Source organism: Pseudohongiella nitratireducens (genome assembly GCF_001642735.1).
In the GTDB taxonomy this organism is placed as follows: Bacteria; Pseudomonadota; Gammaproteobacteria; order Pseudomonadales; family Pseudohongiellaceae; genus Pseudohongiella; species Pseudohongiella nitratireducens.
Window position 1 is genome coordinate 150377 of the sequence record NZ_LWHM01000001.1, and the last position, 15979, is coordinate 166355.

The window sequence follows — 15979 nt, forward strand, 5'->3', positions numbered from 1 at the left end:
TGATCGTAAATCAGGTGTTCAAAAATGGCAAATAAAAAGGCCAGCTGTTAAAACAGCTGGCCTTTTAAATCACACTCTTGGTCGAATTGCCTTTATTGGTTACCAGCAAGGCGACTCAAGCAAAGCTAACTTAGTTTCGAGGAGAGCCCGCATTGATCCAGTGAATCAGTGTTTGACGCTCTTCGATTGGGAAGTTGCCTGAGTTAACCCAGGTTTTAACTGTGGGATCTACCTGCATTGGAGGCATACGATTCGTCATGATCACTTCTTTGATCATTGGGCTCCAGCCCTGAATCATCATGTGGCTGTTCATCGCGAACGGACCAATACCGCCTTCGACGTGACAGCCAGTGCAACGCTCGATCAGGATCGGTGCAACTTCTGTTTCATAATCAGGCACGTCAGCCAGGTGTGCATCACGCGCTGGGAACTCAACAGCACAACCTTCAGCGGTTTCCATGTCAACATTTACAGTTTCCATGTCACGGCTGTCAGCACCGTCAGCCAGAATGGCTTCCAGCACTTCACCCAGAGGCGCACGCGCCCACTGTGCAGGCATTGGACCACGGTACAGAACGCTCATACGCTCAGGGTCAACAACAACGACCTGACCAGCTTTCTCAATACCCAGTGATTCAGCTACCAATTGAGAATCATCGTCCATAATCGGCAGGTCATAGTTCCAGACCGCTTCTTCGGCAATGATGTCCTCACGGCTATCTTCATCTGATGCATTCAGCATCACGAAGCTGACGCCACGGTGATCGAAGTTAGTACGCAGTTGCTTGTAACGAGCAATGTTTTGCTGGTTGTCAGTACAACCGTTTTGCTGAGATACAATAACAACAGCCTTATTGAATGCATACTTGCTGAGTTGATGACCTTTACCTTCGTCGTCGATCAGGAAGAAATCGCCGACTCGATCAGCAGCTTGTGCGTTAAAGCTGAAAGCGGCAGCTAAAGAGAATAGTGCCAGCAAACTAAATTTTTTCATGGTGAACAAACCCTCATAACTCTCTCTGGATACTTCTGCGGAACACCTACGCTAGCGGCGCAGGTCAGCTCAGCGGCATTTATAATTTATTGTTCTTCTTTGGTCCATATTCTCAACATATGTTCCAAAGCAGTCAAATTCTACAACACCTAAATCCGGAAATCCTTAACCTGGCGCAAACTTATGACAATTATCTTCAAACACTGTCACAGCCAGGCATATTTAATGTCAGGACAAACAAAAAGGGCTGCTTCTCATGGAAGCAGCCCTTTTTTGTTGTTGTGCTGCTCAATCAATAACTTCTGATTGACGATTACTCAGGTACGTAATCGTGGTAAGAGAAGTAACCGATGAACATTTCTTCCCAGCTCTGCAGGCCGCCCATGGCGTTTACGGTTGGATCCGGAACACCCAGGTTGTACTCAGAGTTGTCAAACAGACCTTCTACTACTACGCGCGAACCGGCTGGCAGAACCATTGGCTCGTCAGTCTGGTAAGTAGGCTGCCAAGCGAAGTTGTAGTTAGGAATATTGATGATTTCTTCAACAGTGTTATCAGGGTAAACAACTCGTGCTGACATTGACTTACCACGATAGTGCATGTGAGCGCGGAAACCGTGCAATACGATGTCTTTTTCGAAGACATGGCTTGCTGCAGCTTCGTGCTCGAAATCACCAGCAGGGATTTCGATCTGGTTCATAGGCGTAGCCACTGAGTAAGTGTGGTATTCGAAATCTGGCTCTTCAGCCTTGTCGAAGAACCACAGACCAACACGTGTGCTGTCGACAGTTTCCTGACCGAAAGACGTGTAGTGGATGCTCATGCGCAGTGCAGAACCTTCTGGTACGAAGATACCAGTGTTGTCTGGGTATGACGTTGCATACTCTTTACCTGGCGCATAACCTTCCAGGAATTCACGACGCGGATCGTTAACTGTTTCGTCCAGCATGCCTTCACGGCCGCCAGCGTCATCAGCTACTACATATGACAGCAGATGGTGCAGTACGCGCTTATCGCCTGGGATAAACTGAACAGCTTTTACCCACTTGTCTTCACCGAACTCCAGTGGAATTACTGAATCGATGTAGTCGATAACACCAGTAGCAGGTACAGTGAAGCTAGGTACGTCTACAACGTAGTCAGGCTCTGAACCGTTATACTGCCACTCAGCGTCGATGGGCTTGATTTCTGTCAGCGGATCAGCTGCGTTAGCTTGCAAGCTGAATGCAGCTGTTGTCGCGATAATCGCGGATAAACCGATTTTCTTCATCATTATGGAATTCCTCCCGCAGGGTTAAGTGATGGTGAATTCTTCACTTGAGTCGTAGCGAACTACCCCATCACCTTTTCTGTCGTTTCTGCGTCATGTCTATCAATCAGCATTGCGATGGATCGTAAACCAAGTTTTTCAGCGAGTACAACGCTTGCCACCCTATTTTTGCAACAAAGTGTGTCGAGCAAGCGTTAGATTTTTCAGATCAGCCCATTCGACTCTGTTAATTTATAAGCGTACTATATTGATATTACAGGCATTACCGAGCGAGCACTTATGTTAATGGTTAGCCTTTCCCGCAAAAACAGCGCCAATGGCAGCAAACTTTTTTTCTGCCTGTTTGCACTTTTTTTACTGCTTTTCACTAAGCCGTCATCAATTTCATGGGCACAATCTGAGCCAGCCCCCGCCCAAAGCTCATCAACCATCCCGCTAATCCCTGTTCAAGGGCCCATCGGACCAGCGACAGCCGACTTTGTTGCCCGGCAATTTGCCAACACCAACAGCAACACCGCTGCCATTATTTTGCAAATCAACACCCCCGGGGGCCTTGATCAGGCCATGAGGCAAATCGTAAACACGATACTCCAGGCACCTGTTCCGGTAATCACCTGGGTCGCCCCGGCTGGCGCCAGAGCCGCCAGCGCCGGTATGTTCATCATGATGGCAAGCGATGTTGCCGTTATGTCGAGCACCAGTAATATGGGAGCAGCCACACCGGTTAATGCCAACGACCCTGAAAACAATGTTGCCCGCAAAGTCATTAGCGATGCCTCTGCCTATATGCGCACTCTGGCTGCTCGCCAGGACCGGAATGCCGACATCGCAGTGACCGCAATTACAGATGGCAGCAGCTTCACGGCCGACGAAGCGTTGATTAACGGCCTGATCGATCTGGTAGCAGACTCCCTGCCCGACCTGATTGCCACACTTAATGGCCAGTCGGTTGAAAAAAACGGCTCAACGCTCTCACTCGACCTGGACAATGCCGTGATCGAGCCCCGCGAAACCGACTGGCGAGACGACCTGCTCGCTTTTGTCGCCCAGCCAAACATCGCTTACTTGCTCCTGACCATTGGCTTTTACGGCATTATTCTCGAGTTTTACAGCCCCGGCATCGCCCTTGGTGGCATACTGGGGGTGATCTGTCTGGTATTAGCCTCATACGGTCTGTCGTTACTGCCGGTGAACTATGCTGGTGCCAGCCTGATGGTGCTGGGGCTGGTACTGCTTTGCGCCGAGTTGCTGACACCGGGCATTGCCGTGCTCGGAGCGGGTGGATTGCTGGCATTTTTACTGGGTTCATTCCTGCTCATCGATACCGCAGAACCGGCCTGGCAAATATCCCGCGCGCTAATTGCTGCCACGACAGTCTCAACAGGCGCGCTAATGGCGCTGGTCCTGTGGTCAGCACTGAAAGCGAGAAAACAGCCACCGGCCAGTGGCGTAGAACACATGATCGGCCAGTCAGCCGTCGCCCTGGAAGACTTCCAGCGACAAGGGGCAGTGCAATTACAGGGCGAGCGCTGGCAAGCTGTCAGTAACCAGCCAGTGCAACGGGGCGAGCATATAACAGTGACACGGGTAGAGGGGTTAACCCTGTATATTGCCAAAAAAGATCGTGCCACATAAAAACACCAAGCCCAACCCTGGCATATCGTTCGGGTAATTCGCTGATATTCTGAGGCCCTGATACCCGCAGTCTTTTCACCCTGAAGAAGGAGAAGAAACATGGAGCCTTTTATTCTGATTAGCATCGCGGTTGTTGCCGCCTTCTTTGTCGCGACGTTCAAGATACTAAAAGAGTACGAACGCGGCGTCATCTTCATGCTGGGGCGTTACTACAAAGTCAAAGGCCCCGGACTTATCATGGTTATCCCCGGCCTGCAGCAAATCGACAAGATCAGCCTGAGAACGGCTGTCTGGGATATTCCTTCGCAAGACCTTATCACTCGTGACAACGTCTCTGTCAAAGTGAATGCCGTGCTGTATTTCCGGGTAGTGGACCCGCAGAAAGCCATTATCAATGTCGAGAATTTCATGGAAGCCACCGGCCAGTTGGCGCAAACCACACTGCGGTCGGTACTGGGCCAGCACGAACTGGACGAACTGCTCTCTGAACGGGAAAGGCTGAACGCTGACATACAGGAAATTCTTGATCAGCAAACCGATAACTGGGGAATCAAGGTCTCCAACGTCGAGATCAAGCACGTAGACATAGACGAGAGTATGATCCGTGCCATCGCCCAGCAAGCCGAAGCAGAGCGGGCGCGACGCGCCAAGATCATTCATGCCGCTGGTGAGTTTGAGGCATCACAAAAGCTTGTAGAAGCCGCCCGACAATTATCCGGCCAACCTGAATCTCTGCAGCTAAGGTACCTGCAGACACTGACCGAGATTGCTGGCGAAAAGAATTCGACAATCGTATTCCCGCTACCTGTCGATTTACTGCAATCACTGAAAAGCCTGGCCAAAGTCACGGAAAAGCCTTAAACCGAGCGGGTGCTCTATATTTTTGTAGTATTACTACAATGGTAGCGAATTAGCAGCCAATCGCCGCGACTTCACGACAGTTCGTTGCACTTTCACTACCAATTTTCTTAGCCATTTGCTGGATTTTAGGCCAGACTTACTATATCCTTCGGCACCTCGCCAAAGTGGACGGCGCCCCTAAAAAGTTCAATTGCTGATTAAGAATGCGGGAACATGAAACAGATGTCTGATACCAGCACAGCGAAAGCACAACCCACCACCCAGAAATTTGTCTACAACTTCGGTAGCCAAACCGACGGCAACGCAACTATGCGTGAGCTCCTCGGCGGTAAAGGAGCCAACCTGGCCGAAATGGCATCCATCGGTTTGCCAGTGCCTCCCGGTTTTACCATCAGCACAGAAGTCTGTACTTACTTTTATGATCATGATCGCACCTATCCTGCTTCTTTAGCTGAAGATGTAAAGCAGGCCATCCAGAGCGTTGCAGAACAGATGGGCCGTGGGTTTGGCGATGCCGCCAACCCGTTGCTGGTTTCTGTGCGCTCAGGTGCACGCGATTCCATGCCTGGCATGATGGATACCATCCTCAACCTCGGCCTTAATGACGAAACGGTGGAAGGTCTGGCCAAGATCTCCGGCAACCCAAGTTTCGCCTGGGACTGTTACCGGCGCTTCATCCAGATGTACGGCGATGTCGTCATGGGTGTTGAAGCTGCCAATGAAGAGTCCGAGGATCCCTTCCACGTTATTCTGGAAGAGACCAAAAAAGCCGCTGGTAAAGCGCAGGATAATGAGCTGACTGAAGACGAGCTGAAAGAGCTGGTCGTCAAATACAAAGCGCTGATCGCCAGGGAAACCGGATCTGAATTCCCGCAAGATGCCTATGATCAACTGTGGGGCGCTGTTGGTGCCGTATTCGGTTCATGGAAAAACGAGCGCGCCATTCTTTACCGGCAGCAGTACGGTATTCCGGCAGAATGGGGCACAGCCGTCAACGTTCAGGCCATGGTATTCGGTAACGCTGGCAATGACAGCGGCACCGGTGTTGCCTTTACACGCGATCCCGCCAGCGGCGAGAAAGTGTTTTATGGTGAATACCTGACCAATGCCCAGGGCGAAGATGTTGTTGCCGGTGTTCGCACCCCAAAGGCTATCGCGGAAATGGCAGACGAACTGCCTGAGAACTTCGCTGACCTGGAGAAAGTCCGGGCCCGCCTGGAAGAGCACTTTAAAGACATGCAGGACTTTGAGTTCACGATTGAAGGTGGTCGACTCTTCATCCTGCAGACCCGTAACGGCAAGCGCACCGGCCTGGCAGCGATCCGTATTGCGGTAGAAATGAACAAAGAAGGCCTGATCGACCAGAAAACGGCGTTGCTGATGATTCCAGCTGAGTCTGTCGACACCTTGCTGGTTCCGGTCTTTGACCCGGAAGCGCAAGAAGCCGCCAAGAAAATTTGTGGCGGTCTGCCAGCAGGCCCTGGTGCAGCTACCGGCCGCATTGCTTTCACCGCAGCCCAGGCTGAAATTGAAGCACGCAAAGGTAATAAAGTCATTCTGTGCCGCTCTGAAACATCACCGGATGACCTGAAAGGCATGCTGCATTCACAAGGCATTCTGACCACGCGTGGTGGTGTTTCCTCTCACGCTGCACTGGTTGCCCGACAGTTAGGTAAAGTCTGCGTTTGTGGTGCTGGTGACATCACCATCAACTACGAGAAGAAAACGCTGGTAGCGAATGGCGTGACGTTGAAAGAAGGCGATTACATCTCCATTAACGGCACCACAGGCTCCGTATATGAAGGTCTGATCGAAAGCGCCGATTCAGAAGTGAAGCGCGTTCTGGAAGGCACCCTGAAGGCGGAAGAAAGCTATACTTATCAGCTTTTCCAAACCGTAATGGACTGGTCAGACGAGTTCCGTACTCTGCGTATTCGCACCAATGCCGATACGTCAGCGATGGCTGAACAGGCTGTGGCATTCGGCGCTGAAGGTATCGGTTTGTGCCGCACAGAGCACATGTTCTTCGAAGGCAGCCGCATTGACGATATGCGCCAGATGATTCTGGCGGTAGATGGTGTCCAGCGTCGCGAAGCCCTGAAAAAACTGTTGCCGATGCAACGCCAGGACTTTGTCGGCCTGTTCCGTGCTATGGGCGACCGCCCTGTCACCATTCGACTGCTGGATCCACCATTGCACGAATTCCTGCCACATGACGATGCTGTCAGACGCCAGTTGGCTGACAAACTTGGCCTGCCGTTGGAGTTCGTCATCGACCGCATCAAGGCGCTGCATGAAGAAAACCCGATGCTGGGCTGTCGCGGCTGCCGTCTGGGCATCCTCTACCCGGAAATTACCGAGATGCAGGTTCAGGCCGTATTTGAAGCAGTTGCTGAAATCAAGACCAACGATGGCACTGAAGTGAACCCGGAAATCATGATTCCGCTGGTTGGCTTCAAAGCGGAACTGGCAGACCAGTTAAAAGTGGTTCGCCGCGTCGCTGAACAGGTCATGAAAGACAAAGGCGTTACAATCGACTACCTGGTCGGCACCATGGTTGAAGTGCCTCGTGCCGCCATTACCGCTGATGAAATCGCTGAACAGGCGGAGTTCTTCAGCTTCGGCACCAACGACCTGACACAGACTACCCTGGGCCTGAGCCGAGACGATATGGGCTTGTTCTATGACGAGTACCAGAGGAAGGAAATCTATAGCAAGAACCCCTTCGCCAGTCTCGACAAAACCGGTGTTGGCAAACTGATGCAGTTTGCTGTCGCTAACGGCAAGCAAACCCGCCCTGACCTTAAGCTGGGTATTTGTGGCGAGCATGCCGGTGACCCAAGTTCGATCGACTTCTGTCACAACCTGGGACTCCAGTATGTGAGCTGCTCTCCACCCCGTGTGCCAATTGCCCGACTGGCTGCGGCGCAGGCTGCATTGCGTGCCGGCAACTAGCAGCTGCCAACACGGTAGCAGTACAAGTCACTCCAGATAGAGTGGCAACAGTGGCAACGATAAACTCGACAACCGCCTGTAGATCATCATAACCTACAGGCGGTTGTTTTGTTTTTAACGATAGATAAAATTGTGTAGTCATAATACAAATAACATTTACGCAAAATGAGCTTTTGCTACAATGCGCGCGTTTTAACCCGCCCCCACTCTCTTTACCAAGGCTTAAGGAGATTACACCCCGCATGAGCGCAAACCCAATTCAGATTGAAGACTACTACACTCAAGAATCTTTCCAGAAAATCAAAGTGTTAGCTGACACAAAAGAAACGCCTTTTGTGGTTATCGACCTGGCGACGATCAGTCAGCATTATGATGCGCTGACAGAGCACTTTCCCTACGCCAATGTCTATTACGCAGTTAAAGCCAATCCGGCCAATGAAATCCTGGAATTATTGCGCAATAAAGGCTCAAACTTTGATGTTGCTTCCATCTATGAACTGGACAAGCTATTAGCGCTCGGCATCGAAGCCAGTCGCTGCAGTTATGGTAATACCATCAAGAAAGCTCGCGACATTCGTTATTTTTATGAGAAAGGTGTGCGCATGTTTGCCACCGACTCGGAGGCGGATTTACGCAATATTGCCAAAGCAGCTCCTGGCGCTCGCGTCTATGTAAGAATCCTGACCGAGGGCAGCCACACTGCGGACTGGCCCCTGTCTCGAAAATTTGGCTGTCACACCGACATGGCTATTGATCTGCTGATTCTGGCACGGGAACTGGGCCTGGAACCCTATGGCATTTCATTCCATGTGGGCTCTCAGCAACGCGACATTGGCGTCTGGGATGCGGCTATCGCTAAAGTGAAAGTGATCTTCGAACGTCTGAAAGAAGAAGATGACATCACGCTGAAAATGATCAACCTGGGTGGCGGCTTTCCAGCTAATTACCTGATGCGGGCCAATACCCTGGAAACGTATGCTGAAGAGATCACCCGCTTTCTGAAAGAGGACTTCGGCGACGAGCTACCGGAGATTATTCTGGAGCCAGGCCGCTCTCTGATATCCAATTCGGGCGTACTGGTCTCGGAAATTGTGCTGATTTCCCGCAAATCACACACGGCGCTGCATCGCTGGATTTTCACTGATGTGGGTAAATTCTCCGGTCTGATCGAGACACTGGACGAAAGCATCAAATTTCCGATTTACACAGAAAAGCAGGGAGAAAGTGAAGACGTCATCCTGGCCGGACCGACCTGTGACAGTGCGGACATCATGTATGAACAGCACAAGTATCAGTTGCCGTTGAACCTTGCCAGCGGAGACCGGCTGTACTGGTTTTCAACCGGTGCATATACCACAAGCTACAGTTCGATCGAGTTCAATGGCTTTCCACCACTGAAGTCTTATTTCGTTTAACAAAGGCGAGAAACTCTTTCTCAGGCATTGGCGGCGCAATGTGATAACCCTGCAACATATCGCAATGGTTAGCTCGCAGAAACGCCGCCTGGCTTTCGGTTTCCACACCTTCGGCAATCACCTGCACACCCAGCTTGTTCGCCAGCAGCAAAATAGTTTCAACCAGTGTGGTTTCTGTTTCACTGGTATTTAAGCCGTTGATAAAAGAGCGATCAATCTTGACGACTGAAACCGGAAAGCGGGAAAAATAACTCAGCCCTGAATAGCCGGTACCGAAGTCATCAATCGCAATACGTATCCCCGCCAGGTCGAGCTCATGCAGGACTTCATGCGTGTCGTCGGAATCTTCAACCAGCACTCGCTCTGTAATTTCAATGGTCAGATCAACTTCCTGCCGCTGGCGCAGGGTATCCAGCCAGGCTTTTGCATCCTCATCCCGCAAATGCAGTAGTCTAGGCGAGACATTCACGGACAGATGTACCTTAGTATCCAGCTCCTCGTTCATTTGCTGAATAAAGGCGAGTGAATTGCGCAGAACGAATAAATCGATACGATTAACCAGACCTCGCTCTTCTGCCACACTGATAAAAAGATCCGTAGAAATTAGTTTGCCTTCACTTTGCGGCCAGCGCACCAGGGCTTCGCAGCTGACTACCTGGCCGTCGCTGGCTCTGACAACGGGCTGATAATAGACCTGCAGTTCGTTTTGGCCGATAGCCACTACCAGATCATTGAATAACTGATGCTTCTCTTCAGACTCCTTTTGCATCGCCTGGGTGTAAAACTGCCAACCGTTACGGCCCGACTTCTTCACCTGATACATTGCTTGGTCAGCCTTAATGACCAGCGTATCAACATCACTGCCATCATCGGGAGAGAACGCAATACCTACACTGACACTGCAGTAAACACTCCGACCATCAAGCACAAAAGGCTGGCGCATCGACGCCACAATGTCATCTGCGATTCGTGATACAACTGCCGCTGAGCCAACATCTGTCAGCAGTGCGACAAACTCATCGCCACTATGCCGGGCTACCGTATCTGAGGTGCGCATACACGCCTGTATTCGCTGCCCTGTTTCTATGAGCAAGTCATCACCAGCATCATGGCCCAGGTTGTCATTAACTGATTTGAAATTATCGAGATCAAAAAACAGAACAGCGATTCGCTTTTGGTCTCTTTTCGCCATCAATAAAGCATGCCGCAGGCGATCCAGAAATAATGCCCGGTTTGGCAGCCGGGTCAGTTGGTCATAGTTGGCCTGAAACTCAATAATCTGATCCGCTTTCTTTTGCTGGGTAATGTTCTGGATTGCACCGATCAGCTCAGGCGACTTGGTATCACTTTGATCGATAGCCGCTTTAATGTGCAACCAAAGAGATTCACCATTATTACGCTGCACTTCAATTTCGCAATCGAGTTTTTCCCGGTTAAGGAATGCAATCTCGATATAATCAGACAATGCCTGCCGGCTACTCGCATTGAAGCTGCTGGTAAATTCAGACATCGGGACAGCTTTCCCGACAGATGGGATACTTAAAATCTGTCGGGCATGGGCTGACAGATCAGTAAATACTGTTCCATTCCAGCGCCAGCCCCCTACATGAGAGACTTGTTCAACCGCTCTTAAGAACTGCTCGTTGCTGAAAATAATCCGGCGTAACCGGGCATTTTGATTTTCCTGGCGATGCCGGAGTAATAGCAGGGATGCCAAGCCCAGGAATACGGCCAGGCTACTGGCACGCAGAACAAACACCCCAGCGCCAGCACCAATGGGTGCCCTGGGCATGGCAGCGAACTCCCAGCTTCTGTTGGCAGCACTGACCGGCATGACAATAGCCATTTCATTGTCAAAAACCGCGCCATTACCATAAAAGGTTTCACCGGAAACAGCATCGCGGATTGCCATGTTAGCAAGTGAATCAATATCCTCCAGTCCTGCCGCTTCGTACACCGAATCGATTCTGATTGCCGAAGCAACTATTCCCCATACCTGGGCTTCGCCACCCTCGACATCTACCAGAACCGGCATACGGCCAATAAAACCATTTCCCCCCTGCACCAGAGCCACAGGGCCATCAACCACCATCTCACGCTGCTCAACAGCCTGAAGCACAGAGTCCCTCTGCTCATCATTCTGCAAATAGTCCAAACCAAGAACGGCTTCATTGCCAGCGAAAGGGTAAATATGTCTCGCCACCAACCCCGGTGCAGCGACCAGACTGAGGAGCGTCGGCTCTCTTTCGACAACTGTCTCTGCATAGAGCTGGAATTGATCATCAGTGAAGTTAGGGTCTGAAGCGATGAAGGCCGCGACACCATTAATGAGAGAAAGCGTATTACTGAGAGTACTTTCCAGTTGATAGCGGATGGTGCTCAGGCGATCACTGACCTCGGCTTCCCAGCTTTGTTTCTCACGCTGGGCCAACCGGTATTCAAGGTAGGTATGGAAGATTAACACCAAAGCCAGCAACAACACCCAATGCACAATTAACCGCCCCCACACAGCCCAAGGGGATGGCATGGTACGGTCCTGCTGTGATTGGGTGGCTTTCTGCATGATGTACCCGTTTTAGTGAGATACGTTTTTTATTGTTCTGGCAGGTCATCCATCATAATTGCCAGGGTGTCTGATTTAAACTCACGTCGATACAGAATCAGCACAATCATGACCGACAAAAACATGAATAGCCAGGCATTGATGAACCAGCCCAACGCAGCCATAGCGAAATAATAGCTGCGCAAGCCATTGTTGAAATTACCTGACGCTTTAGAAGACATCAACGAGATTGACTCGACATGGCGTGACATCTCGTGCTTTGGAGTATTCAGAAAGGTTTCCGGCGCCCCGCCAATCATCACTGATATCAGCCCATACTGTCGCAGGGCCCAGGTAAACTTGAAAAACCCATATACGAACAACGTCACCAGCAGCAAGACTTTCAGCTCCCATTCCGCCTTATTACTCTGGTCGGCAAACGGGATATCCTGCAACATGCCGAGCATGGCATCAGCGGAACTTAACAGCGTGACCAGACCGGCAAGAACCAGCAGAGTTGAAGAAGCAAAGAAGGAAACATTCCTTTCCAGATTGGCCACGATATTGGTGTCGGCAATACGGTTCTCCCTCAATAGCGCCATGCGAATCCATTGCTTGCGGAAACGGTGCATGGCAAACGCAAGACAGGGAGTATCCACACTGCGCAGCGATGTATAATAAAGGTAACCACGAAAACAAAGCACGAAAAACACCAACGCGATGCAATCGAGCTGATTCATACGAATGATATGAAATATCGTATCAAACATTCTGCCAGTTTCCGTTTTTTGAATTACCCCTTATTCTAACATTATGTGCAGAACCTGGGGTGATACCTATACTAATGGGCAGTACTGCGCCCATGAGGGATTGTGCCTTCTTCAAGCGTGCCAATATGCGGTATGATACGTCACTTCACCCGGCCACTACCCCACTTTTAAACTGAAAGACAGCATTATGGCTAGACGCAAGTATCTGTTCGTAAGCGCCCTGTTCCTGCTAATGGTAATGGGGTTCCTGGCCACCAGCCTCAGCAGCTATATTATTGCTCGCAACTCTCTGTCGGAGAATGTCGCCGGTCAGACACTCCCGCTGACCAGTGACAACATTTACTCTGAAATCCAGCGAGACCTGATTCGTCCGGTACTTATTTCATCACTTATGGCGAATGATACTTTCGTACGCGACTGGACCATCTCCGGTGAAGAGGATAACTCACGCATCATCTCTTACCTCAATGAGATACAGCAACAGTACGGCACAATATCTGCATTTTTTGTCTCTGAGAAAACCAGGCAATATTACCATCCAGAAGGCATATTACGGACCGTCTCTCCCAGCGACCCGCAAGACAGCTGGTACTTCAGGGTAAGCGACATGCGGGATCCCTACGAAATCAATGTCGATACAGACACCGCTGACACCAGTCGGCTGAATATTTTCATCAATTACCGTGTCTTTGACTATAACAGAAATTATATTGGTGCCACGGGCGTCGGCCTCTCTGTCAATGCGGTAACCGACCTGATCAACACCTATCAGGAGCGTTATAACCGCTCAATTTATTTTGTCGACCGTCAGGGCAATGTCACATTAACCGGCCCCTCCACTGACCAACCGCCGCAAAGGCTGCAAAACCAACCCGGCCTCAGTGAATTCGCCACACAAATTCTGAGCACACCGAGCACTTCCCTGTCTTTTGAAAGCGAAGACAACGAAACCGTTTACGTCAATGCCCGGCTGGTTCCCGAATTTGATTGGTATCTGATTGTTGAGCAACATGGCATGCAGGGGCAGTCGGAGCTGGACTCGGCGCTGGTATCAAATCTGGGGATTTCGGCAGCGATTATGCTGCTGGTGCTAATCATCGCTCACTTCACCCTGCGCGCCTATCAGCAGAAGCTGGAAATCATGGCAACCACTGACCGCCTGACCAGTACAGGAAACAGGCATTATCTTGAAGCCAGCTTTGAAGAAAAGATTCGCAGCCTGAAGACAAATCCTCGAGCATTGTCCATGCTGATTATCGACATTGATTATTTCAAGCGGGTCAACGACACTCACGGACACCATGCAGGAGACCTGGTTCTGCAGTCCGTGGCCAACTGCATTCGCAGCCAGACCCGCAGTACTGACTCATTGTGCCGATGGGGTGGTGAGGAGTTTGCATTACTGCTGGATCATTGTGATCTGGATGATGCGATCAAGCGAGCCAACGACATTCGTGAAGCGGTCAAATCACAGTCTGTTGCCTTTGGCAAAACTCCGATCAACATGACCTTGAGCGTTGGTGTAACAGGCTATCATAAAGGGGAAACACTGGAAGGTCTGATTTCCAGAGCTGATACAGCTCTCTATCAGGCTAAAGAGAATGGCCGCGACCAGGTCGTCCCCCTGCCCTGATCGCGTTTATTGTCTACCGCCCTGCCGTTACCGCTTTCGTCAGCTTGGTCCCCGAAACTTCAGTTTAAGGGCTAAAGTCAGGAACGTAAGCGGTAACCTGTCTTAAATATCCAGGCCAGCACCAGCAGGCAGATGCTCATAAACACAGTGATCATCGCCAGACTGACCCAGATACTGACATCCGCAATCTCGTAAAAACTCCAGCGGAAGCCACTAACCAGATACAGCACCGGATTGAACAGTGTAATCGTCTGCCAGGTGGGACTTAGCATGCTGACAGAGTAAAAACTGCCTCCAAGAAAGACCAGCGGGGTCACTACCAGCAAAGGGATCAACTGCAGCTTTTCAAAATTATCAGCCCAGATCCCGATAATGAAGCCAAATAAACTGAAGGTAATGGCTGTCAATATCAGAAACAGCAACATCAAAAAAGGATGCTCAATCCGCAAGTCGACAAAAAAGAATGCCGTCAGCAGGATAATCAACCCAAGCATCACTGATTTCGTGGCTGCTGCCCCGACATAACCGCATACCGCCTCTATCATGGAAACCGGCGCTGACATTAATTCATAAATAGTTCCGGTAAATTTCGGGAAATAAATACCGAATGACGCGTTTGAGATACTCTGCGTCAGCAATGACAGCATAATCAGACCAGGCACCAGGAACGCGCCATAACTGACACCCTCGACCTCCTGAATTCGCGAGCCAATAGCAGAACCGAAGACCACAAAATACAGTGATGTCGACAATACCGGGGCAATCACACTTTGTAGTATTGTGCGTCGCGTGCGTGCCATTTCAAAGGCATAGATGGATTTAATCGCTCTCAGGTTCATCAGGCTTCCTCCACCAACTGCACGAAAATCTCTTCCAGAGAACTTTGCGCGGTTCTCAAATCATTGAACTGTATACCCTCGTCTCGCAACGCTTCCATCAACCGTGTAATACCGGTTCGCTCGCCCTGACTCTCAAAGGTATAAATCAACTGCAGATTGTCCTCTGACAGTTTCAGATCAAAATCAGGCAGGCTTTCAGGCAGAGCCTCAAGAGGCTGGGAGAGATCCAGAATCAGTTGTTTCTTACCCAGCTTCTGCATCAGCGCCTGTTTCTCATCCACCAGGGTGATTTCACCGTTGGCTATGACAGCTACCCGATCTGCCATTTCTTCCGCTTCCTCGATGTAATGTGTGGTCAAAATCACGGTCACACCATTTTCACGCAAACGGTGAACCAGGCGCCACATATCCCGCCTTAACTCCACATCCACACCCGCTGTCGGTTCATCCAGAAACAAGATGCGGGGTTCATGAGACAGTGCCTTGGCAATCAACAACCGACGTTTCATACCACCAGACAAGGTAATAATCTTGTTGTCCTTTTTCTCCCAAAGCGCAACGTCCTTCAACACACTTTCAATGTAGGCAGGATCTTTAGGCTTGTTGAACAAGCCGCGGCTGAAACTGACAGTGACCCAGGGCGTTTCAAACGAATCTGTCGTCAACTCCTGCGGCACCAGGCCAATCAGGCTGCGCGTTTCCCGGTAATCCCGAACTGTATCGTAACCACCCACGGTAACTGTGCCGCTGGTCGGTTGATTAATGCCGCAAATTGTCGAAATCAGAGTCGTCTTGCCGGCACCATTGGGGCCAAGCAAAGCAATAATCTCTCCGGGATAGATATCCAGGTTAATATTCTTGAGTGCCTGATACCCACCTTTGTAGGTTTTGTTCAGGTCACGTATGGAGACGATGGGTTCAGGCATAACATTTCATCCTGACATGTTAAGTGATTTGATTATTTTCATGTGCGCTACAACAAACCAGTAAGCTTGTCGCAAGGTTGCTGCATTGTGACGCTCACAGCCAGGCAGCGCAACCGCCGTTTTATTCTGCCTGGCCGCC

At 50.4% G+C, this 15979-nt stretch carries 11 protein-coding genes; 5 read left to right on the forward strand and 6 right to left on the reverse strand.

The genetic code is table 11. The features are described 5' to 3' along the window. Positions 1–130: 130 nt before the first annotated feature. Together PSCS_RS00680 and PSCS_RS00685 are read right to left on the reverse strand one after the other, a co-directional pair. Positions 131–994 (reverse strand): redoxin domain-containing protein, encoded by an 864-nt coding sequence (locus tag PSCS_RS00680; RefSeq protein ID WP_068809864.1) that lies wholly within the window; start codon positions 992–994, stop codon positions 131–133. A 313-nt stretch (positions 995–1307) separates the two neighbouring features. Further along, a complete protein-coding gene (locus PSCS_RS00685; protein WP_068809865.1) occupies positions 1308–2267 on the reverse strand; it encodes a monooxygenase in 960 nt (319 codons plus the stop codon). Positions 2268–2543: 276 nt separating this feature from the next. On the opposite strand from PSCS_RS00685, the gene PSCS_RS00690 reads away from it, so the two are divergent. The 4 genes from PSCS_RS00690 to PSCS_RS00705 all read left to right on the forward strand — a co-directional run bounded on the left by PSCS_RS00690 (position 2544) and on the right by PSCS_RS00705 (position 9130). Further along, positions 2544–3899, forward strand: coding sequence for an NfeD family protein (locus tag PSCS_RS00690; protein ID WP_082866696.1), 1356 nt, complete (start codon positions 2544–2546; stop codon positions 3897–3899). Positions 3900–3998: 99 nt separating this feature from the next. Beyond that, positions 3999–4760: a slipin family protein gene (locus PSCS_RS00695; RefSeq protein WP_068809866.1), complete on the forward strand. Its 762-nt coding sequence runs from the start codon at positions 3999–4001 to the stop codon at positions 4758–4760. Between the two features lie 213 nt (positions 4761–4973). Continuing rightward, positions 4974–7715 (forward strand): pyruvate, phosphate dikinase, encoded by a 2742-nt coding sequence (gene ppdK / locus PSCS_RS00700; protein ID WP_068809867.1) that lies wholly within the window; start codon positions 4974–4976, stop codon positions 7713–7715. A 242-nt stretch (positions 7716–7957) separates the two neighbouring features. Then, on the forward strand, positions 7958–9130 hold the full coding sequence (locus PSCS_RS00705; RefSeq protein ID WP_068809868.1) for a type III PLP-dependent enzyme: 1173 nt from the start codon (positions 7958–7960) through the stop codon (positions 9128–9130). Here the strand turns inward: PSCS_RS00705 and PSCS_RS00710 are convergent. Beyond that, a complete protein-coding gene (locus PSCS_RS00710) occupies positions 9093–11657 on the reverse strand; it encodes a bifunctional diguanylate cyclase/phosphodiesterase (protein ID WP_232790074.1) in 2565 nt (854 codons plus the stop codon). The two genes, PSCS_RS00705 and PSCS_RS00710, sit on opposite strands and share 38 nt — an antisense overlap. A 65-nt stretch (positions 11658–11722) precedes the next feature. Next, entirely contained in the window at positions 11723–12442 is a 720-nt protein-coding gene (locus tag PSCS_RS00715; RefSeq protein WP_082866695.1) for a DUF599 domain-containing protein, read from the reverse strand. A gap of 187 nt (positions 12443–12629) precedes the next feature. Here PSCS_RS00715 and PSCS_RS00720 point away from each other — a divergent pair, with 187 nt between their 5' ends. Further along, positions 12630–14075: a sensor domain-containing diguanylate cyclase gene (locus PSCS_RS00720; RefSeq protein WP_068809870.1), complete on the forward strand. Its 1446-nt coding sequence runs from the start codon at positions 12630–12632 to the stop codon at positions 14073–14075. A 77-nt stretch (positions 14076–14152) separates the two neighbouring features. Here PSCS_RS00720 and PSCS_RS00725 read toward each other — a convergent pair whose 3' ends face one another. Both PSCS_RS00725 and PSCS_RS00730 read right to left on the reverse strand, forming a co-directional pair. After that, positions 14153–14914, reverse strand: coding sequence for an ABC transporter permease (locus PSCS_RS00725; RefSeq protein WP_068809871.1), 762 nt, complete (start codon positions 14912–14914; stop codon positions 14153–14155). Continuing rightward, positions 14914–15840 carry an ABC transporter ATP-binding protein gene (locus PSCS_RS00730; RefSeq protein WP_068809872.1) on the reverse strand — a complete coding sequence of 309 codons (927 nt, stop codon included), beginning with the start codon at positions 15838–15840 and terminating at the stop codon, positions 14914–14916. The genes PSCS_RS00725 and PSCS_RS00730 overlap by 1 nt, the downstream gene beginning before the upstream one ends. Positions 15841–15979: the final 139 nt, after the last annotated feature.

Excerpts from the sequence above, each read along its gene's own strand:
- PSCS_RS00685 (WP_068809865.1), bottom strand. The coding sequence starts at position 2,267 with ATGATGAAGAAAATCGGTTTATCCGCGATTATCGCGACAACAGCTGCA.
- PSCS_RS00720 (WP_068809870.1), top strand. The coding sequence starts at position 12,630 with ATGGCTAGACGCAAGTATCTGTTCGTAAGCGCCCTGTTCCTGCTAATG.
- PSCS_RS00705 (WP_068809868.1), top strand. The coding sequence starts at position 7,958 with ATGAGCGCAAACCCAATTCAGATTGAAGACTACTACACTCAAGAATCT.
- PSCS_RS00690 (WP_082866696.1), top strand. The coding sequence starts at position 2,544 with ATGTTAATGGTTAGCCTTTCCCGCAAAAACAGCGCCAATGGCAGCAAA.
- PSCS_RS00695 (WP_068809866.1), top strand. The coding sequence starts at position 3,999 with ATGGAGCCTTTTATTCTGATTAGCATCGCGGTTGTTGCCGCCTTCTTT.
- PSCS_RS00730 (WP_068809872.1), bottom strand. The coding sequence starts at position 15,840 with ATGCCTGAACCCATCGTCTCCATACGTGACCTGAACAAAACCTACAAA.
- ppdK (WP_068809867.1), top strand. The coding sequence starts at position 4,974 with ATGAAACAGATGTCTGATACCAGCACAGCGAAAGCACAACCCACCACC.
- PSCS_RS00680 (WP_068809864.1), bottom strand. The coding sequence starts at position 994 with ATGAAAAAATTTAGTTTGCTGGCACTATTCTCTTTAGCTGCCGCTTTC.
- PSCS_RS00710 (WP_232790074.1), bottom strand. The coding sequence starts at position 11,657 with ATGCCATCCCCTTGGGCTGTGTGGGGGCGGTTAATTGTGCATTGGGTG.
- PSCS_RS00715 (WP_082866695.1), bottom strand. The coding sequence starts at position 12,442 with ATGTTTGATACGATATTTCATATCATTCGTATGAATCAGCTCGATTGC.
- PSCS_RS00725 (WP_068809871.1), bottom strand. The coding sequence starts at position 14,914 with ATGAACCTGAGAGCGATTAAATCCATCTATGCCTTTGAAATGGCACGC.